The following is a 20,229-nucleotide window of genomic DNA, read 5'->3' on the forward strand; positions in this document are numbered from 1 at the left end:
AGTTTAACCTCTGTCTGAGTTTCGACGGTTTGAGTTTCCGCGACCACGGCGTTTTGGCGCACGAGTCTGCTCTTCTTTGACCGGATTATAAACACTGTTCATACCGTCAAGGATTTCACCGCGGAAGATCCAAACTTTTACACCGATAGTGCCGTAAGTCGTTTCCGCACGTATTGACGCATAATCAATGTCAGCACGTAGTGTGTGCAATGGCACACGACCTTCACGGTACCATTCAGTACGAGCAATCTCAGCGCCGCCTAGACGACCAGAGAGCTCAACTTTGATACCTTTCGCACCAGAGCGCATGCTGTTTTGTACCGCGCGCTTCATAGCACGGCGGAACATGACACGGCGCTCAAGCTGGCTACCGATACCGTCTGCTACCAGACGAGCATCAAGATCAGGCGAGGTAATCTCTTCGATATTGACCTGAGCAGGTACGCCCATAATTTTGGTCAATTCTTTTTGCAATCTTTCGATATCTTCGCCTTTCTTACCGATAACGATACCAGGACGCGCAGTGGCGATGGTAATCTTAGCGGCGCCAGTAGGACGCTCGATCGTGATGTTGCTGATCATCGCGTTGTCTAGCTTTTTGCGCAAGTATTCACGAACTTGGATGTCGTTGATGAGGTATTCTGAGTATTGCTTTGGATCAGCATACCAGTTTGCATTATGCTTTTTGACAACACCAAGACGAATTCCGATTGGATGTACTTTCTGACCCATAGCTTATTCTCCTACCTTTATAGTGATATGACAGGTACGCTTACTGATACGATCAGCGCGACCCTTAGCACGTGGTAGGATACGCTTTAGCGTAATGCCTTCATCAACGTAGATAGTCGCAACTTTTAGGTCGTCGATATCTAGGCCGTGATTATGTTCGGCATTGGCGATGGCTGAGTTAAGGCATTTCTTAACAAAGACTGCGCCTTTTTTATTGCTATACGTTAGGATATCCAAAGCACGCTCAATCGGCTTGCCACGAACTTCATCAGCAACGAGTCTAACTTTTTGTGCCGAGATGGCGGCACCGCGTAATTTTGCAGTTACTTCCATGGTAAGCACCTTATCTTTTTGCTTTTCTGTCAATGCCGTGACCACGATACGTACGAGTCGGGGCAAATTCACCTAGTTTATGACCAACCATCTGCTCGCTGATAATGACAGGTACGTGAGTACGGCCATTATGAACAGATAAGGTTAAGCCAACCATTTGGGGCAGAATCATCGAGCGACGCGACCATGTTTTAATGGGCTTGCGTGAGTTGGTGTCAATAGCATTCTCAACTTTGGCAAACAAATGCGCATCAATGAATGGGCCTTTTTTCAATGAACGAGGCATGAAATTCTTCCTTATTTCTTCTTGGCGCGGCGGCGACGGATGATCATATTGTCAGTACGCTTATTATGACGCGTTTTAAGTCCTTTAGACTTCTGACCCCAAGGGCTAGTTGGATGGCGACCTTTAACACGACCTTCACCACCACCATGTGGGTGATCAACCGGGTTCATAGCGACACCACGGACTGAAGGACGAACACCACGCCAACGTGAGGCACCGGCTTTACCAAGTGACTTCAAGTTGTTTTCAGTGTTAGATACTTCACCAATAACCGCACGGCACTCAACGTGTACACGGCGAGTCTCGCCTGAACGTAGACGTAGAATCGCGTAGATACCATCACGGCCTAGTAGCTGTACGCTTGCACCCGCTGAACGAGCCATCTGTGCGCCTTTACCGATTTTTAATTCGATATTATGGATCACAGTACCCAAAGGGATGTTTTTAAGCGGCATACAGTTGCCTGGACGAATTGGAGCCGTATCACCTGATAATACTGAATCACCAACTTTTTGCTTCTTAGCAGCAATAATATAACGGCGCTCACCATCAGCGTACTTAAGTAGAGCAATATGAGCAGTACGGTTAGGATCATATTCGATACGCTCAACCACAGCTGGGATATTGTCTTTAGTACGTTTGAAGTCAATGATACGATAATGATGCTTGTGACCACCGCCGATATGGCGAGAAGTTATGCGACCATTGTTATTACGACCACCTGACTTACCTTTTGATTCGACAAGTGCTGCATAAGGACGACCTTTATAAAGGTGTGGATGCACCACTTTTTCAACAAAACGACGGCCTGGTGATGTTGGCTTTGCTTTTACGATAGGCATGAGTGTAATCCTTATTCGTTGTTCGCTGTTTCACTAGTAGAATCAGTCGTATTTGCGACCTCTTCACCAGCATCAGCCATTTGTACATCTTGACCAGCTTTTAAGGTAACATAGGCTTTTTTGAAGTCATTACGACGGCCGATGCTTCTACCAAAACGCTTTGTCTTACCTTTAACATTCAAAGTGTTCACCTTAGTGACTTCAACACCTTCAAACATCAACTCAACTGCTTTTTTGATTTCAAGCTTAGTGGCATTAGAATCAACTTTGAATACTTGCACACCAAATGAATCACCAAGCATTTGAGATTTTTCTGAGAATACAGGTCCTCTTAAGACCTGATAAAGTCTTGCGTTATTCATGCTAGTGCTTCCTCAAATTGTTTCGCAGCTTCAACTGACATGATGACTTTGTCAAAGGCGATCAGGCTCACTGGATCCACTTCAGATGTACCTAGTACATTGACGTGTGGAATATTGCGAGCAGCTAAATATAAATTCTCGTCAACTTCTTTGGTGACGATCAATGCGCGCGGCGCATCTAATTCATTTAGCTTTGCGATCAGCTCTTTGGTCTTAGGTGCAGAAACACTTATCTCTTCAACTAAAATCAAACGCTCTTGGCGAATGAGTTCAGCTAGGATGCACTGCATAGCACCGCGGTACATTTTGCGGTTAACTTTTTGTGACCAGTCTTGTGGCTTCGCAGCAAATGCGCGACCACCAGAACGCCAGATTGGGCTACGAATAGAGCCTGCACGAGCGCGACCAGTACCTTTTTGGCGCCATGGCTTGATGCCACCGCCAGAAACTTCGGCACGGGTTTTCTGCGCACGTGTACCTTGGCGAGCACCAGCTAAATAAGCGGTGACGACTTGATGCACTAATGCTTCGTTGAATTCACGACCAAAAGCCGTATCAGAAAGCTCAACCGCCGCACCTGTAACTGTTTTTAAATCCACGTTAATCCCCTTGCTTAGGCTTTGACTGACGGACGTACGATGACGTCGCCACCGGTGGCACCAGGGATGGCACCCTTGATGACAAGTAACCCTTTTTCAGCATCAACTGAGACCACTTCTAGGCCTTGTACGGTGACGCGCTTGTTACCCATCTGACCTGGCATCTTTTTGCCTTTGAATACTTTACCTGGTGACTGGTTTTGACCAGTTGAACCAAGGGCACGATGAGAGACTGAGTTACCATGAGTGGCGTCTTGCATGCTAAAGTTATGACGCTTTACGCCGCCTTGAAAGCCTTTACCTTTACTCTGTCCTGTGACATCAACAATCTGACCTTGTTCAAATAGGTCAGCTAGGATCTCACCACCAATCTCACGGCCTTCAAGATCGCTATCATTGGTACGAAATTCCCAAACACCGCGGCCCGCTTTAACGCCAGCTTTTGCGAAGTGACCTTTTTGAGCTGCAGTTACGCGGCTGTCACGACGAGTGCCTGTGGTGATTTGAATGGCTTGATAGCCATCTACGTCATTAGTTTTTACTTGAGTAATGCGGTTTGCATCGACCTCAATCACAGTAACAGGGATAGAAACACCTGCTTCTGTGAAGATTCGGGTCATGCCGCATTTTTTACCGACTAAACCGATCGCCATTTTAAACCTCTTTATATCTTCTATTAATGGATTGGGCGTTGTTGCGTATTAACCCAAAGCAATTTGGACGTCAACACCTGCCGCTAAATCTAACTTCATTAACGCGTCCACAGTTTTGTCAGTAGGCTGAACGATATCAACCATACGCTTGTGAGTACGGATTTCGTACTGGTCACGAGCGTCTTTGTTGACGTGTGGCGAGGTTAAAACGTCGAAGCGCTCAATGCGAGTCGGCAACGGTACAGGACCACAAACTTGCGCACCGGTGCGCTTTGCTGTATCAACAATCTCTTGTGCCGATTGATCAATCAGACGATGATCAAAAGACTTAAGACGGATACGGATTCTCTGGTTAGCCATGCCAGCAAGCTCCTAATATGTGCTTTGTTCATTCTTGCGCTGCAAGTGGATAAACATAAGCCGTTTGGTTAAAGATCTACTTTAAGCGGCTTCTTATTCTTTGTCAGACTTCTCTGAAAAATCAGGCTCTTGAAGAGAACCAGCAGCGTGCCAAAAGCAAAATAATTTAAAGCCCCGCCGACTCTTCCAGTTATCGGAAAAATCAGCAAAGCCATAATGAAATAGTGCTAGAAACGATGCTCTAGCTGTCATAGCAGCCGCTTTTTCTTAGGCGGATGCTTATAATTCAGTGGTGTGTATTATACACACCTTGTCACTCATTGCAAGGGTAATATTAATCCAAAACGATATCGTACTGCTCTTGCGTGTATAAGTTCTCTACCTCAAAGGTAATAACTCGCCCTAGTAGATACTCCAGATCAGCGACAGTATCGGCCTCTGTGGTTAGCAGTAAGTCAATCACTGCTGCATGAGCGACTACCATAAACTTCTTTGGCGAATTATAAGTACGCGCGCAGCGCATAATTTCGCGAAATATCTCAAAGCAGACAGTCTCAGCGGTTTTGACAAACCCGCGCCCCTCGCAAGTGGCACAAGGCTCACATAGCTGCTGACCTAAGGACTCACGCGTGCGCTTACGGGTCATCTCAACCAGACCCAGCTCGCTGACTTGGGTGATATTGGTTTTGGCATAATCTTCGGTCAATTGCTGCTGCAAGCTGCTTAGGACATCATCCTTATGCTCTTGCTCCAACATATCGATAAAGTCGAGAATAATAATACCGCCTAAATTACGCAGACGCAGCTGCCTTGCTATTGCATGCGTGGCTTCAAGGTTGGTTTTATAAACGGTATCCTCTAAGGATCTACCACCGACAAAGGAGCCAGTATTGACATCAATAGTGGTCATCGCTTCAGTTTGATCGATAATCAGATAGCCGCCTGATTTTAGGTTCACTCGGCGTTTTAGGGCATCGCTTAGATCGTCTTCAACACGGTGGACATCAAATAAAGCAGGCTCAGCGGTATAATGAATAATACGGTCATAAACAAAAGGCACAAACTCTTTGGCAAAGTAGCGTAGCTGCGCGTAGATTTGAGCATCATCGATGATGACCTTTTCGGTATCGATATGGACTAAATCACGGATGGAGCGTAGCGGCAACGATAGCTCTTGATAGATAAGCTCTGAGCTTTGATGATGTCTCATTTCTTGCCGGCGCGCACCGATAGTACGCCACAGCTGCAGCAGATAATAGATATCCTCTTCAAGCTTATTGACTGGGACACGCTCAGCGGCAGTACGCGCGATCAGGCCGCCTTGCAGATTAACCGTTTGCATCAGGCAAGTCAGCTCAGTCTTTAGGCGGCTGCGCTCCTCCTCGCCATCAATACGCTGAGAGATGCCGATATGATCACTAGATGGCAAATACACCAAATAACGTGACGGCAAAGAGATGTTAGTAGTAAGGCGCGCACCTTTACTGCCCAGCTGATCTTTAGTGACTTGTACTAAAATGCGCTGACCTTCATGCAGGCGATGTTGAATGAGGTTTTGGCTAGCCGCAGAGACGATTTCAGTGGTTTTGACCGCTGTACTTTCAGCGCTGACTACCGGCGGCGTAGCAGCGAGTGTCGACACTAAGCTTTCAGCCTTGTCTTGTTGCATCTTAAGCGTGCTAGTCGTTTGGCTGTTACTGGCTGGATCTGGCTTTCGGCTAGGCTCGCTTTTACTGACAGCTCTAGGCGGACGCTGCATATCGTTGACATGCAAAAAAGCAGTACGCGATTGGCCGATGTCGACGAATGCAGCTTGCATACCAGGCAGCACTCGTACCACTGTTCCTAAATAGATGTTGCCAACTAAGCCAAGTTTATGATGGCGCTCAATGTAGATCTCACTGAGTACCCCATTATCCATAACTGCTACGCGCGACTCCATCGGACTAACATTGATCAGCAGCTCTTCAGACATAATGCCTCTTCTTATATGGTCTTATATGACACAGCTTTAATGACAGTGACTCTCGTTAAGGATTTATAGTGTAGCAAATAGCACGCGCATCTGCCCACTCCCCTGCCGTATCATTATGTGAGTTTGCTCCTCTTAGCTAACTTGCAGCTCATCAATCAAAGCGACAGTCTGCGCCAAAGGCAAACCGACGACATTGGTATAACTGCCGCTGATACGAGTAACCCAAGCAGCTGCTAAGCCCTGAATACCATAGCCGCCCGCCTTGTCTGCCGGCTCACCGCTGTCCCAATAGCTATCCATCATTGCCTGAGTTAACGGGATAAAGCTGACATCGGTACTCTCCATCATTTGCCGCTCGGCTGTGATCTGCCACAGCTCTACTCCCTTATCATCGCAAGTAAGCTGCACTTTTACCGCACGTACTGCCGTCCAGACTTGATGAGTACTATCAGACATCTGCTGCCACATGCTATGCGCATGAGCGCGATCAACTGGCTTGACCAAAACCGTCTTGCCATCAGCTAGCACGCCAATGGTATCTGCGGTCAACACAATAGCCGTTGGCGTGCTTGAGATACTCGTACGCTCAGTACGATCCGCTAGCTGTAAATTCAACTGCTCAATAGCTGCATCAGACTTATCTTTGACCATCCGCTTTATATAAGTGGTCGGCAGCTCATCGGTAAGAGGCGTCTCATCGATATCGACACTCATAGTGTCAAAGCGCAATTGCGCTAAATCTAGCAGCTCACGACGACGCGGTGAGCCAGACGCTAAAATGATAGTAGACATAATACTTTTAGGGTTCTTAGGATTGATTGCTTACAGGTTTATTGATAAAAGCGCGGATTTATAGCATCGCAAAAGCTTATGGTTAGGCTTAGTTTATAAGCCTATGATTGATCTTAACGAGTAAACTTGCGTAAAACTAAAAGCACCAAAGGCCAGCTAATGATACTTAACGCTAATGCAAAAGCGGACTGAGCGATAAAAGTGCTTTGGGTGATTAGTTGTAATAACCAAAGCGTCGATTGAAATACCAACAAGCTTATGGTGGCGACTATCCAAGCGCTAAGCGTATTTAACTGCTTGAGATAAATACTAGAGAGTCTAATCGTAAAGGCCACGACCACAGCAGCAAAAGCCTGTTGACCAAGAAGGCTATCGGTCAATAAATCAGCGATAAGACCTATAGTAAAGGCAAGAAAGACACCGGCATAACGTGGCTGGAATAATAGCCAAAAAATAAGCACCATCACCATAAATAAAGGTCGTAGCGCAGCCAAATACTGACCCAAAGGATAGACGCTGAGCGATGAAGCGACAATAAAGCTTAGCACCATAGCGCTTATCAATAGCCCAGTAGGATGTTCAGAGTCCGGATACGCCATAACTGCTACCTGTACGAAAGCTTAGCGAGTATTGCTGATAGGTTTGCTAAACATAGATAAAAAACCTTACAGCCTGCTGTTTAAGTTACGATTAGAAGTGATACTGATAAGGCTCTTAGCGGCTTAGTTAATGACTAGCTACTTCTCTAATTCGCTAACTCACGAATTGGGCGCTCTTTATCCTGTAGCACTAAGACGTAGGCGTTATCCACAAAATTGGCCGCGGGCGTCACCTTAATGCTCTTAAAGTTATCCGCTTGCGTATCTTCGATATGTGCAATCGTACCGACGCGGTAGCCTGCTGGAATACGGCCGCCAAGGCCTGAGGATATCAGCACATCACCAACGCGCACATCTGAGGTCTTAAACACATAATTTAGACTCAAAGAGGTCGGCAGACCGACGCCTGTCACAATCGCGCGCTGACCGGTGCGCTTGACTGTTACCGCCACAGATTGCTGCTCATCACTTATGAGTAATACACGGCTAGTATTGGGATAGACGTTAATGACTTGCCCTAATATGCCCTGCTCATCGATGACGGTTTGTGCCACTTGGACGCCATCGCGCTCGCCTTTGTTAATCACCACGATTTGCTTGAGCAGGTTGGTATCGGTGCCAATAACTTGCGCCAGATTGAGATCAAACTGCTCAGGTCTTGTGGTTGATAAAATACCTTGCAAGCGTGCGTTTTGTGCCAAGATATAATCTTGCTGCTGAAGCTTGGCCTGCGCGTGTAGCAACTGCGACTTGAGTTGCACATTCTCGCGGCGCAGCGACTCTTTGGACTGTAGCCTTCCACTCGCCCAATGTTTGGCGTAGCTTGGGAGCAGCGCTGATTGATAAATCGGCTGCATAGAGGCGTGGCTAGTATCGCGTATCGGCTTGAACCATTCTGGATTCTTACTATCAAACCACATCAAAACCAACGCCACTATCAGAGCGATAGCAGTGACGCGTAATGACAAAGGCTGACGAGCAAAAATACTGGGAGTCATATAAGATCTAGCTTCTTTAAAGAGTATAAGGGCTAAGCGGTTATTAAATATCTATAACTGATAGCAATAAAGGCCGCCTTATGACCGCCTTTATCGATAAATTTAATGAGGGTTGCTCATTTACTAAGCTGCTCATACTAAGCTGCTCATTGACTAAGCTGCCCATTGACTTAGACGCTTAAGCGGTTAAACGAAGATCATATTCAAGCTTTTGTTATTAATAAAATCAAGCGCCATACCGCCGCCGCGACTAACACAAGTTAATGGATCTTCAGCGACTGTCACCGGTAGGCCGGTCTCTCTTGAGACAAGCTTATCCAAATCGCGTAGCAAAGCACCGCCGCCGGTCAAGACGATACCGCGCTCAGCGATGTCCGAAGACAGCTCAGGCGGGGTCTGCTCAAGCGCGGCTTTGACCGCACTGACGATACCACTTAGCGGATCACTTAACGCTTTTTGAATCTCTTGCGAATTGATCGTAAAGGTTTTAGGCACCCCTTCAGCCATACTACGGCCACGAACCTCTACTTCTAGCTGCTCTTCTTCATTGAGCGCTGAACCGACTTCAGTCTTGATGCGCTCGGCAGTGGTTTCACCGATCACGCAGCCGTGAGTACGGCGCACATGCGTGATGATCGCTTCATCAAAGATATCACCGCCAATACGGATAGACTCAGCATAAACACAGCCCGATAGCGCGATAACTGCAATCTCAGTAGTACCGCCGCCAATATCGACCACCATAGAGCCACTTGCTTCATGGACAGGCATGCCAGCACCAATAGCCGCTGCCATTGGCTCCTCTAGCAACAAGACTTTGCTTGCACCTGCTGAAGATACCGCTTCACGAATGGCTTTGCGCTCTACTAGCGTTGACTTACAAGGTACACAAACCACCACGTTAGGCTGAGCCAAAAAGCGTTTGGCTTTTACCTTAGTAATGAAGTGTTTGAGCATCTTTTGCGTCACTTCAAAATCAGCGATGACGCCATCTTTTAAAGGCCTAATAGCGGTAATGTTCGCCGGCGTTCGACCTAGCATTTGCTTGGCATCGATACCTACCGCCGCAACCGTCGGATTTTGAGTGCGATTGCTGCGCAAAGCAACGACTGTTGGCTCATCGAGCACTACCCCTTTATTAGGGATAAAAATTAAGGTGTTGGCAGTGCCAAGATCAATGGCGATATTACTTGATAAAAATCCAAACAGGTTCATGACTATTATATCCAGCGTCTTACAAATGAAGGCAAATGAGGCGAATGAAACGGCTAAGGCGTACTTATTGGCAGTGTAAGGTCGGTATTTACCGCCTATGGTAACGAAAGCTTACCTATACAACAAGAGGGCCCTAAACTACAAAGATGAAAGTGGGCTAAATTATACCGATTTAGGATAAAAAAAACATGGCTATTTACAGGAGTGAAGTAATAAATAACATCTTAAATGCTAGAATTTGTTACAAAAACTAAAGCGATGCCGTTCATAATTGATGCCGTTTTTAATTAGTGCAACTAAGATACAAGGTATCATCCGTCTATGCTAGTTTTTATTACGACGCTGTACTCATCAAAACAAATTTATAGCTGAGACAACCTCTCTTTAAGAAGTAGTGAAATGCCGGTAGAAGTAACGGCAAGAATAATAAAATTAAAGAGCAAATTTAGGACAACATCGTCAATACATTGTGGTCAATTGGTGGCTAATATGCACCTCTACTCTGTAAACTTAGCTTAGATGCTTTATAATAACACTCATATGGCTATCGCGTATCAGCTCGCCCTTTGAGATTTTGAATTTTAAGCTTTTGAATACAGATAAGCGTCTCTTATTAATGAGACTTATCAAGGGGCCACAGCACTTTTATTATTTACCTTTCGTTGGAGAAATTATGTCACAGCAAGCACCCGACAAAACCTCTATTGAGCACGACCATGTAAGCCGTGAAGAGATTTTAGAAATCGCCACCTTAGCACGTTTAGGAGTGGATACAGACACCGCTGGTAGCTACGCTGAAGATATCAGTAAAGTATTAGGCCTGATGAAAACTCTAGGCGGCGTTGATACTACAGGTATTAAGGCTTTATCTAATATTCATGAAGTCTGCCAAGAACTACGCAGCGACGTCGCCAAACATGATATCGACCGCGAGCGTAACCAGTCTATGGCACCTGCAGTCGAAGACGGTCTCTATCTCGTACCGCAAGTGATTGAATAGCCTATAGACACCAGCTTAATAGGCCCTTCTACTTTTATTTCTCATTTAGCTTTTTTTAATTAGCTTTATAACTACTAGCTTCATAACTCTTAGCCTTATAACTATAACGGACGACACCTTATGTCTGAGATGCATCTCTTATCCACCGAGCAGCTGATTACAGGCTTGCAGGACAAGCAATTCAGCAGTCTAGAGCTGACCGAACATTATATCAAGCGTATAGAAAGCTTAGATAACCAAGTTAATAGCTTTATTACCACAATCTTTGATAGCGCTCGCGCGCAAGCCAGCGCCGCTGATGCTATGCGTGCTCAAGGCGACAAACGCCCACTGCTAGGCGTACCAATGGCGCACAAAGATATCTTTTGTACTCAAGGGGTATTGACCACTTGTGGCTCGAAGATGCTGCATAACTTTATCTCGCCTTATGACGCGACTATCGTCAGTAACATCCGCGAGGCTGGGATGATTAATCTAGGTAAGCTCAATATGGATGAGTTTGCGATGGGCTCAGACAATAGCAGCTCATATTATGGCAAGGTGCAAAACCCTTGGAACCTAGAGCGCGTTCCTGGTGGCTCATCAGGGGGTAGCGCGGCAGCAGTAGCGGCAGGATTTGTACCTATGGCAACCGCTAGCGATACCGGCGGCTCTATTCGTCAGCCGGCATCGTTTTGTGGTTTAACCGGTATTAAGCCCACTTATGGCCGCGTCTCGCGTTTTGGCATGATTGCTTATGCGTCAAGTCTCGATCAAGCAGGCACTATGGGTCGTAGCGCGCAAGACTGCGCTTATCTTTTGCAGCCTATGGTCAGCCATGATGAGCGCGATGCTACCTCCGTCAAACATGACATTCCAGACTATGTACAAGATATCAAAGACGCTGAAGCTGCAGCGGGTGACAAGCCTCTTGATGGTCTGCGTATCGGTGTCGCAAAAGACTACTTCACCGAAGGTTTGAACAAAGAGGTCGAACAAACCGTGCGCGCGGCACTAAAACAATACGAGGCGCTTGGCGCGACGATTGTAGAGGTTAACATTACTAACCCTGACATCACGCTCGCGACTTATTATATGTTGGCCCCTGCTGAGGCTTCCTCTAACTTGTCACGCTTCGATGGCGTGCGCTTTGGCTATCGCTGCGAAGAGCCAAAAGATTTGACTGATCTTTACACGCGCTCGCGTTCTGAAGGTTTTGGTCCTGAGGTGCAGCGCCGTATCTTGACCGGCACCTATGCGCTATCGGCGGGATACTTTGATGCTTATTATACCAAAGCACAAAAAGTACGCCGTATGATTGTTGAGGACTTCGACAAGGCCTTTACTCATTGCGATGTCATCGCCAGTCCTACTGCGCCAACTACTGCTTATAAGCTCAGTGACAACCTAGATCCAGCCGCTATGTATCTAGGCGACGTTTATACTATCGGGGTCAATTTGGCAGGCTTGCCAGCACTTAGCCAACCAGTAGGTCTAACCTCTGATGGCTTACCTGTCGGTCTACAGCTCATTGGTCAGTATTGGCAAGAGAGTAAACTGCTGAGCACCGCGCATCTGTTTCAGCAACATACTGATCATCACTTGCAAAACTCGCTTATCGCGAAGCAAAACGTATAAGTTATCTGTTGATGGTCAAATCACTTACAGTATAAGACTACTTGGTTTTGCTGATTGGTTTTGCTGAGTAAAACTGGACTCTAATAAGGATATAAGATGACTGTTATCGATATGTTGAAACAAGATTACGGCTTAGATAATGACCAAGCAGCTGGCTTGCAGGCTAAGCTAAAAGAGTTAGAGGCGTTTTTTGATAAAAACTTTGAAGATAGTCCAAGCTTTTTCAAGACTTTCTATAGCAAGTTTGAAGAGACGATTGCTCCTTACGGTTTTGAGGAAAGGGATGCAAAGCAAGCCGAGCCTTTGGTAAGTGATCTGTATTTGCAAGGCGATTTTAAGATCTTGGTCAGCTACATTATCCCCGCTTATTATCAAAGCGGCGGCGATAGTGAGGTTTTCTCAGATACTTATACCCAACTGATGAATAGCTATTAAAGTCTGAAAGCTGAGCTAACAGCACGACACATTCGGCGGTAGCGAGCTAATGAACTACGATAAGACGATAAATGGGCACAAATACTATTATCGTCGCTCGCGACTATGAGCCTAGAAGACTTTTAGCATACCCCTGTTTTATTTAATTTTTCGATAGGATTTTATGATGGAAATGACAGAATTTGCAACTCGTAAAGAGCTGCTCGTCGACGGCTATGAAGTCGTCATCGGTATTGAGATTCACTGTCAACTCAATACCGACAGTAAAATATTCTCAAGCGCCCCTACCGACTTTGGTAATGAGCCAAACACTCAGGCGAGTATCGTTGATCTAGGTCTCCCTGGTGTATTACCTGTCTTAAATACAGGTGTTGTCGACCGCGCCTTAAAGTTCGGTATCGGCGTCGATGCCGAATTAGGACTATTTAATACCTTTGATCGTAAAAACTACTTTTATCCTGACTTGCCTAAAGGCTATCAAATCACGCAAATGGCAAACCCTATCGTCGGCAAAGGCTATATCGATGTCGTGGTTAATGAAGGCGAAAAGAATGAATATCATAAACGTATGGGTATCACTCGCGCGCATTTAGAAGAGGATGCTGGCAAGTCTGTCCACGATGCAATCGATGGGATGACGGGTGTCGATCTGAACCGTGCTGGCACGCCGCTCATCGAGATCGTCTCTGAACCAGATATGCGCTCAGCGGCCGAAGCTTTGGCTTATATCAAAGCCATCCATCAACTCGTGACTTGGCTTGGTATCTCAGACGCCATCATGGCAGAAGGCTCGTTCCGCTGCGATTGTAACGTCTCTGTGCGTCAGCCAGGCGGTGAGCTTGGCACTCGTACTGAGCTAAAAAATCTAAACTCATTTCGTTCAATCGAACGCGCTATCGCTCGTGAGATCGAACGTCAAATCGATATTATCGAGGACGGTGGTAAAGTCGTGCAAGCGACGATGCTCTATGATCTTGAAAAAGATGAAACCCGCGTCATGCGTACCAAAGAAGACGCCAATGACTATCGCTACTTCCCTGATCCTGACTTGCTACCTGTACGTATCGAGCAAGCCACCATTGATGCAATAAAAGCGGCGATGCCTGAGCTGCCTGCTCGTCGCCGTGAGCGTTTCGAGAATGAGCTTGAGCTATCAGAATACGATGCGCGTATCCTAACTGGTAGCCGTGCGATTGCCGACTACTTCGAAGACGTCGTTGCTGAGGTTGGGCAAGACAATGCTAAGACTGCCGCAAACTGGGTCATGGGCGATCTGCTCGGCGCGCTCAATAAGGATGATACAGATATTACCGACTCTCCTATCAGCGCTAAACAGCTAGCAGGACTGCTTGCCAGACTGTTTGATGATACTTTATCAGGTAAATTGGCCAAGAAAGTCTTTAGCGCTTTATACGCACGTGAAGGTGGCGACGGCGATGATGCCGCAGATATTATCATCAAAGATAAAGGTCTCAAGCAAGAAACTGACACCGGCGCGATTAAAGCGATGGTCGAAGAGGTGATCGCCAACAATCAAACCATGGTCGATGAGTATAAAGGCGGTAAAGAGAAAGCCTTTAACGGTCTGGTCGGGCAAGTAATGAAAGCCAGCCGCGGTAGTGCTAACCCTCAGCAAGTCAATCAGATCTTAAAAGAGCTGCTTGGCTAGAGCGTCAGTAAGAGAGCTATGGCTGTTATAAGTGCAATTAAAAGGTGATAAAGCGCCGTAACAATTAGCTCTTGCAATCTAAAGAAATTTGGGTAGAATAGCAGTCATTCGGGGCGTAGCGCAGTCTGGTAGCGCACTACACTGGGGGTGTAGTGGTCGCAGGTTCAAATCCTGCCGTTCCGACCAAACATAGATTTAGGGCAGGCATTAATTGTCTGCTCTTTTTTCTGACTTCGGAAAATCATACTTAATTTAAATTTTTTTATAATATTAGAATAAGTTGGAATCCATCTTGAAGTATTAGACTTATATCTACTTTCTGTAGATAGACATCTCCAGTAATTCTGTTATTGTTACTTATCCTATTAGCTATAGTAGCCTCTCAATGAAAAAGACAACATCAGAACAAAAGGATCGGCTCAAAAAGCTCAATATAAAAATGAGAAAGAGCCATAGTAAAGAAGATAGAACTATTAGGCTAATTTCTCATAGTAAGAAGCGAATTGAGTTCAATAAGAAATTGAGTCTATTTCATAGTAACGAGAGAACTAAAATACTAAAGGTATTGAGTTCCTTACCACAAAACACTTATAATCAGTTATACCTTGATTTTAGAAAGCTAGAACTGATTGAACCTTTGACAGCTCTCCACTTGGTACATGTATTAAATAAGTATAAATATATTGATGCAAAGTTCAAATCACGTCATAGCCAAAGCATAGTACCTAGAGCTGTTTTTACGCTCTTAGGTTTAGACAAGGTATTTGGGTTAAGTAAAATTAGAAAGAATAAGCATATAGAGATTGTTGATAACTGGCATATGTTTTCAGGAAATAACTGTGATTTACCAGAAGATATGCAAAATCATATGTTAATGATTTACCAGAAGTTTGATGATCAGACTATCCCTTTCAAGCTAGTAACTGCTATTAATGAAGCTATTAATAACGTTATTCAGCATGCTTATACAGATAGCTCAAATATTGATTTTCAAAAGTGGTATGCTCTTACACGCATTGATGAGAAGTGCATTGTAGTTGTAGTATCTGATTTAGGGGTAACTATTCCTGAAACAGCGCCTCTATCTATTTTAGAATTTTTTCAAGGAAAGGCGAACAAGGCTAAAGAAGTAATACTAGGAGCAAATTTAGCTTCATTAAAAGATCATTCTGACTCTAAGCTAATACAGCTTGCTACAAATTTAGACACTACTCGTACCAAAGAAAAGGGTAGAGGAAAAGGCTTTAATGATATATTAGATTTGGTTAGAAGAACGGATGAATTTCCAGAGATTGAGCAGGTACACACCTCAGTATTAAGTAAAAGTGGTAGTTATTTACTACAATCTAACTCAGACGGTAGTGCTAAAGAGGTATCTCTTAACAAAAACTTCGACGATTTTGAATCAAAAATTGAAGGTACCGTAATTTCTTGGGTTATTAGATTAGTTTAGGGAGTTTGTAATGATGGCAACAATTAATGTCGCTAAAGATTTTTCTTTAATGCCTTCAGGTAGATCCTATACTGATGGAAGCTATACGGGTGAACACTTTTATGATTATTTAGTTCGTGTCATGAAGAGTATTCCTGAAGACGAGAAAATTATAGTTAATTTCGATGGCATATTATCAGCAGGTTCTTCTTTTTTGGAACAGTCTTTCGCTGGGCTTATTCGTAAGAAAAATATAACTAAAAGTAATTTTTCTAATAAATTCATTATAGAAGCTAATGATTATCCTGAAATTAGAGAAAAGATATTAAGATACGTAAAAGAGGCTTAAACTATATTATATTAAGGCTCTAAATCTAAATATAATTGATTATTTAACTGTATTTTCAATTATATTAGCTGTTATTTTTTTTCATTATCAGAACCTTAAAACTAAACAGCATCGTTGTTTAGATGAAGTGATCAATCGTCTTGATATTATAACTACTATTGCTTTAAATTCTTGTAACACCTTCCCCTATGCCCGTTCTCAAGGTGAGTATGAATTTAATTCTAAAATATTATTGAAAAGTATTGATAACTTTAAATCGAACGCTCCTACTCTATTTTTTAAAAAACACGAGTTCGATATACTGTCGAGAGAGTGTACAGAATTGCTAGAATATATTGAGATGCATACTCCAGTCGAGTCCCCTGAGAATATAGAAACGGATTTATTTGGAGATATGATCAATAAATTACCTACTACTCTCAAAGTTCATATGCTTGCCAATAAAATAGTAAGTAGAATATATAAATTATTATGAACGAAAAGCCAGCCATTACGATTAATGACTGGCTTTTTTATGCTTCTTAATCTTCATTTATTATAAAGATACTTCAGCACAGTTAATAGCCCTTCATTTATTATAAAGGCTCTGGGCTTAATATCTTCAAAAATAAATATAAAATTTTAGTCTTTAAGTAAACGTATTAAGATATCTACTTGCATTTTTCAAGTTATCAAATTCATAATTACTAACTTAGCAGACCTCTTGCAAAAGTATCAGTTTATTGACTTCCACTGACGCAGTTATAAGGGCTAGCAATGACTTATGCAAGAAGTCTAGTATCTCTATTTTTCTGTCCATCGCTTGTAGACTAAAATGCTTACTGTAGCGAACTCATTTCAAGAATTAATCATCGAAACTATTAACTATCTGATTGCTTCAATATTAGCAGATACTCACCATAACTAGACTTTTACAGAGCAAGCCGTTAGGGTAAATGCTACATCACAATGATGGTTTATCCTATGCCCGAGCCTATCAATAAACCCACACATAATCGCCTCATAGATGATGAACCTTGGGAAGCGTATAAGCGACCCTATGTGCGTGATTTGGCGTATGTACTTGCTTGCCCTAACATCTTAACTCACTGGATCGACTTCTCGCCAGATCAAATTACTCATCCCATCGCGGTTCATAATAGTGAGTTTTGGCTAGCGCAGTTTCAAGCGTACCAGCAGCGCTTAGAGCAGCTTGATAACACTAACGCTTATCAAGATTTGACGCGTTATCTATTATCGCGGCCTAGTCCGAATCGTTTAGGCTTTCACTTTGAAGGCTTGCTATCGTTTTGGTTAGAAGACGGGTTTGCACGTGGGCTGCACGCGTTTGAGACCTTAGCCAGTAATATTCAACTGTATAATGATAAGCAAACGGTAGGTGAGCTTGATTTAATTCTTTATAATCATGTGCAGCAGCAGACGGAGCATTGGGAGTTAGCGATTAAGTTCTTTATGGGCTCGCAGCCATTCGCACCGCAAGACTGGGTTGGCATCAATTCAAACGATAATCTTCAGCGCAAAATGACTTATATGCAAAATAAGCAGTTTCGCAGCGTTTGGGTAGATACTGAGGATCATGGGCGCGTCAAGATTGATAAACGTTATGGAGTGATCAAAGGTCGCTTCTTTTTGCCTGTTCATTGTACTGATTTTACTTATCCTGACTGGCTAGAGCCGACATTTCCTATGCATGAATGGTGCGATATAAACGATGAAACTACTCTTGCTCATCTCGATAAAAGCTCGCTACGCCAAGCCCACTATATCGAGTGGTTCACCAAGCGCGACTTTTATGACGAGCATCAGTCGTTATTTAGTCTGCCACTAGGGTCAACGGGACAGCCACCTAAAGCGGGGTTATACTTCATAGAAGAGCGCCCACTGGTGATTTACCCTTATGTGAGCGCTAGTAGTGAGAATAAACTCTAAGGTGGAGCCTTGTTTCAATAGTTCTCAATGACCTGCATAATCTCGTATCTGAGCATATCGGCGCTCGGCATACGCTCAGCATGAAAGCGGACGATAGCGATACCGGCACTGGCTAGTGCTTTGTCTTTTTTATCGTCGGCCTTTTGCCGCGATTTACTGCTGTGAGTCCAGTCATCCAGTTCGATGGCGACTAAAGTGGTTTGTGCGTCGATATCGGTAATCACATAATCGACGCTTTGCCGGCAGATGCGATTAAACCAAAAGCTGCGCTCGCTGGCCTCCTCAGAGTTGGCTTCGATAATGCGGGACAACTGAACTTGGACGAAGATATGATATTCAGGGAGGGCATTTTTGAGCTTATTAAAAAAGATGACTTCGGTATCGGTCATAATAGGCATCGGCGCAAAAGGCCAAATCGCCAAATCGTCACCACCTACCGGTGCAGGAGCCGGCTCTTCTCTTTTTGAATTTGACTGATGCTTTATCACCACTATCAGAGTCAAAAAGCCGATAGCTGCGAGCAGAAATACAATGCCAAGTGACATAGGTTTACCTTATAAATTTGAGGCGACCGCCCAGCCTTTGTAGGCTGATAAGTCATACAGTAGGAAATAGAAAAGCAGCCGCTATCGTATACAAGCTTAACTCAATCAGCAATCTATAAAATAAAAAACACGACAATACATGTCGTGTTTTAAGCTAAAGTTTTGCGCTATAGATGGTTTCGAGCTAAAGATAGATACTCATAAGAAAGTAAGTGTTTACCAATATTTGACCCAAGCACCGCTAGTATCTACTTTGGGGTCGTTGTTAATCTTATCTTTTAGCGCTAATGCGGCCACTTTACCGCGCTCAGGACCAACGACGACGCGGACACCGCGACTGGTCTTACTCGTTGTCACTTGATAGCCTGCATCTTTGAATTTTTTGGCGACTCTATCGGCACCGGCTTGATCGCTAGCTAGCGAGACTTGTACGCCAAAGCTGCCCTTAGCATCGGTTTGTTTCGCTTCTCTACGAGCCTCTACCAAGCGCTGCTGCGCATCACGCTTTGCTTGTGCTTGCGCTTTTTCTTGTTCCCGCTTACGCTCTGCTTCTGCCGCCTCACGCTCTAAGCGCTGAATCTGTTTACGCGAAGGAATGGTAATCGTCTGCCCTAATTGTAAGGTAGCAGATGGTGAGGTGTTATTGGCTTGGGCCAAGGCTTCAACGGGCACATTGTACCGACGTGCTAGCTTGATTAAGCCATCACCGGACTTGACTTTGTATTCGCTTGGTGAGCTTGGTGGCTCGGATTCAGCCGCTTGCGCTTTTTGCTCAGCTGCCTTGTTTTCAGCGGCTCTTTGTTCAGCGGCCTTTTGTTCTGCCGCTCTTTGCTCGGCAGCTTTGCGTTCGGCTTGTTCTTTGGCTGCCGCTTTTTCTCGGGCCTCAGCTTCTGCCTTTTGTTGAGCAGCGCGCTGCTGCTCTTGCTCAGCTGCTCTTTTTGCTTCAGCGGCGCGGCGCTTTTCTTCTTCAATGCGACTGTCGTTACTTACAGCGTTTGCGCTCGTACTAGTAGGTGTCACTGTCACGGTATCTTGCTGCGTCTGTACTGCAGGGGTGTCTGATGTGATGGGCGTTTCTTGTATCGCTTCTTCTTCAGCAGCTTTGGGCGTGGCATTATCGATATAGCGTTGGTTTTCTGCGCGTGCTTTAGCGAGTGCTTTGGCCTCTGCAGACTCTTGCTCAGCCAAAAACTGCTCGGCACGCTTTTCTTGTTCCGCTACTCGTAGGGCACGCTCTTTTTGTTTTTGAGCCAATAGCTTTTTTTCAGTTTCGATATCTGTGGTCAACGGGGTCACGGCCTGTTGCTCTTCAGCGCTAGTCTCAACGATAGCTGGGGCCGCAGCGGTATTATCATTGGTTCCAATCTGTTGCACCATGGCATATAGCATCACGCTACCGCCAATAATCATGCCGATGCCCAATAAGGCTTGTCTAGAAAAATTCATCCGTTTCATTTCCTCAGTTGGTAACAATGATCATTTCATACCCTCAAAGCTTTATACGCAC

22 protein-coding genes and 1 tRNA gene are annotated in these 20,229 nt (G+C 44.7%); 8 read left to right on the top strand and 15 right to left on the bottom strand.

Features of this window, described 5'->3' with window-relative positions; genetic code table 11:
• Positions 1-3 precede the first annotated feature (3 nt).
• The 13 genes from rpsC to JMY03_RS00790 all read right to left on the bottom strand — a co-directional run bounded on the left by rpsC (position 4) and on the right by JMY03_RS00790 (position 9,755).
• Positions 4-732: a 30S ribosomal protein S3 gene (gene rpsC, locus JMY03_RS00730; RefSeq protein ID WP_025644406.1), complete on the bottom strand. Its 729-nt coding sequence runs from the start codon at positions 730-732 to the stop codon at positions 4-6.
• A gap of 3 nt (positions 733-735) precedes the next feature.
• On the bottom strand, positions 736-1,065 hold the full coding sequence (rplV, locus tag JMY03_RS00735) for a 50S ribosomal protein L22 (protein WP_025644408.1): 330 nt from the start codon (positions 1,063-1,065) through the stop codon (positions 736-738).
• A gap of 10 nt (positions 1,066-1,075) precedes the next feature.
• Positions 1,076-1,351 carry a 30S ribosomal protein S19 gene (gene rpsS, locus JMY03_RS00740; protein ID WP_025644410.1) on the bottom strand — a complete coding sequence of 92 codons (276 nt, stop codon included), beginning with the start codon at positions 1,349-1,351 and terminating at the stop codon, positions 1,076-1,078.
• Between the two features lie 11 nt (positions 1,352-1,362).
• Positions 1,363-2,193 (bottom strand): 50S ribosomal protein L2, encoded by an 831-nt coding sequence (gene rplB, locus JMY03_RS00745; protein ID WP_025644412.1) that lies wholly within the window; start codon positions 2,191-2,193, stop codon positions 1,363-1,365.
• An 11-nt stretch (positions 2,194-2,204) separates the two neighbouring features.
• Positions 2,205-2,555: a 50S ribosomal protein L23 gene (rplW, locus tag JMY03_RS00750; protein WP_025644414.1), complete on the bottom strand. Its 351-nt coding sequence runs from the start codon at positions 2,553-2,555 to the stop codon at positions 2,205-2,207.
• Positions 2,552-3,154 (bottom strand): 50S ribosomal protein L4, encoded by a 603-nt coding sequence (gene rplD / locus JMY03_RS00755; RefSeq protein ID WP_025644417.1) that lies wholly within the window; start codon positions 3,152-3,154, stop codon positions 2,552-2,554. The genes rplW and rplD overlap by 4 nt, the downstream gene beginning before the upstream one ends.
• 14 nt (positions 3,155-3,168) lie before the next feature.
• Positions 3,169-3,807 (bottom strand): 50S ribosomal protein L3, encoded by a 639-nt coding sequence (gene rplC / locus JMY03_RS00760; protein ID WP_201600065.1) that lies wholly within the window; start codon positions 3,805-3,807, stop codon positions 3,169-3,171.
• 48 nt (positions 3,808-3,855) lie between these two features.
• A complete protein-coding gene (gene rpsJ / locus JMY03_RS00765) occupies positions 3,856-4,167 on the bottom strand; it encodes a 30S ribosomal protein S10 (protein ID WP_025644420.1) in 312 nt (103 codons plus the stop codon).
• 334 nt (positions 4,168-4,501) lie between these two features.
• The gene (locus JMY03_RS00770) at positions 4,502-6,142 is read right to left on the bottom strand and encodes an Rne/Rng family ribonuclease (RefSeq protein WP_201600068.1); all 1,641 of its coding nucleotides are present in this window, start codon (positions 6,140-6,142) and stop codon (positions 4,502-4,504) included.
• A gap of 132 nt (positions 6,143-6,274) precedes the next feature.
• On the bottom strand, positions 6,275-6,934 hold the full coding sequence (locus JMY03_RS00775) for a Maf family protein (RefSeq protein ID WP_037058727.1): 660 nt from the start codon (positions 6,932-6,934) through the stop codon (positions 6,275-6,277).
• A 113-nt stretch (positions 6,935-7,047) separates the two neighbouring features.
• Positions 7,048-7,533, bottom strand: coding sequence for a rod shape-determining protein MreD (mreD, locus tag JMY03_RS00780; RefSeq protein ID WP_025644425.1), 486 nt, complete (start codon positions 7,531-7,533; stop codon positions 7,048-7,050).
• A gap of 146 nt (positions 7,534-7,679) precedes the next feature.
• Positions 7,680-8,531 carry a rod shape-determining protein MreC gene (gene mreC / locus JMY03_RS00785; protein WP_201558523.1) on the bottom strand — a complete coding sequence of 284 codons (852 nt, stop codon included), beginning with the start codon at positions 8,529-8,531 and terminating at the stop codon, positions 7,680-7,682.
• A gap of 186 nt (positions 8,532-8,717) precedes the next feature.
• Positions 8,718-9,755, bottom strand: coding sequence for a rod shape-determining protein (locus JMY03_RS00790; RefSeq protein ID WP_025644429.1), 1,038 nt, complete (start codon positions 9,753-9,755; stop codon positions 8,718-8,720).
• 664 nt (positions 9,756-10,419) lie between these two features.
• Between JMY03_RS00790 and gatC the strand changes: the two genes are divergently transcribed.
• From gatC to JMY03_RS00830, 8 genes are all read left to right on the top strand, one after another.
• Complete coding sequence (gene gatC / locus JMY03_RS00795; RefSeq protein WP_025644431.1) at positions 10,420-10,746, top strand: Asp-tRNA(Asn)/Glu-tRNA(Gln) amidotransferase subunit GatC; 327 nt, start codon at positions 10,420-10,422, stop codon at positions 10,744-10,746.
• A 120-nt stretch (positions 10,747-10,866) separates the two neighbouring features.
• Complete coding sequence (gene gatA / locus JMY03_RS00800; protein WP_201600071.1) at positions 10,867-12,363, top strand: Asp-tRNA(Asn)/Glu-tRNA(Gln) amidotransferase subunit GatA; 1,497 nt, start codon at positions 10,867-10,869, stop codon at positions 12,361-12,363.
• Positions 12,364-12,459: 96 nt separating this feature from the next.
• The gene (locus JMY03_RS00805) at positions 12,460-12,798 is read left to right on the top strand and encodes a hypothetical protein (RefSeq protein WP_201600074.1); all 339 of its coding nucleotides are present in this window, start codon (positions 12,460-12,462) and stop codon (positions 12,796-12,798) included.
• Between the two features lie 166 nt (positions 12,799-12,964).
• On the top strand, positions 12,965-14,467 hold the full coding sequence (gene gatB, locus JMY03_RS00810; protein ID WP_227675437.1) for an Asp-tRNA(Asn)/Glu-tRNA(Gln) amidotransferase subunit GatB: 1,503 nt from the start codon (positions 12,965-12,967) through the stop codon (positions 14,465-14,467).
• A 109-nt stretch (positions 14,468-14,576) separates the two neighbouring features.
• Positions 14,577-14,653, top strand: a tRNA-Pro gene (locus JMY03_RS00815).
• A 199-nt stretch (positions 14,654-14,852) separates the two neighbouring features.
• On the top strand, positions 14,853-15,920 hold the full coding sequence (locus JMY03_RS00820) for a hypothetical protein (protein WP_201600079.1): 1,068 nt from the start codon (positions 14,853-14,855) through the stop codon (positions 15,918-15,920).
• A gap of 10 nt (positions 15,921-15,930) precedes the next feature.
• A complete protein-coding gene (locus JMY03_RS00825) occupies positions 15,931-16,248 on the top strand; it encodes an STAS-like domain-containing protein (RefSeq protein ID WP_201600081.1) in 318 nt (105 codons plus the stop codon).
• 963 nt (positions 16,249-17,211) lie between these two features.
• Complete coding sequence (locus tag JMY03_RS00830; RefSeq protein WP_201600083.1) at positions 17,212-18,177, top strand: DUF1853 family protein; 966 nt, start codon at positions 17,212-17,214, stop codon at positions 18,175-18,177.
• Between the two features lie 14 nt (positions 18,178-18,191).
• Here the strand turns inward: JMY03_RS00830 and JMY03_RS00835 are convergent, their stop codons facing one another.
• Together JMY03_RS00835 and JMY03_RS00840 are read right to left on the bottom strand one after the other, a co-directional pair.
• Complete coding sequence (locus JMY03_RS00835; RefSeq protein WP_201600085.1) at positions 18,192-18,722, bottom strand: DUF2726 domain-containing protein; 531 nt, start codon at positions 18,720-18,722, stop codon at positions 18,192-18,194.
• Between the two features lie 216 nt (positions 18,723-18,938).
• Complete coding sequence (locus tag JMY03_RS00840) at positions 18,939-20,168, bottom strand: SPOR and LysM peptidoglycan-binding domain-containing protein (RefSeq protein WP_201600098.1); 1,230 nt, start codon at positions 20,166-20,168, stop codon at positions 18,939-18,941.
• Positions 20,169-20,229: the final 61 nt, after the last annotated feature.

Origin of the sequence: Psychrobacter submarinus (assembly GCF_904846685.1) — a bacterium.
GTDB lineage: Bacteria > Pseudomonadota > Gammaproteobacteria > Pseudomonadales > Moraxellaceae > Psychrobacter > Psychrobacter submarinus.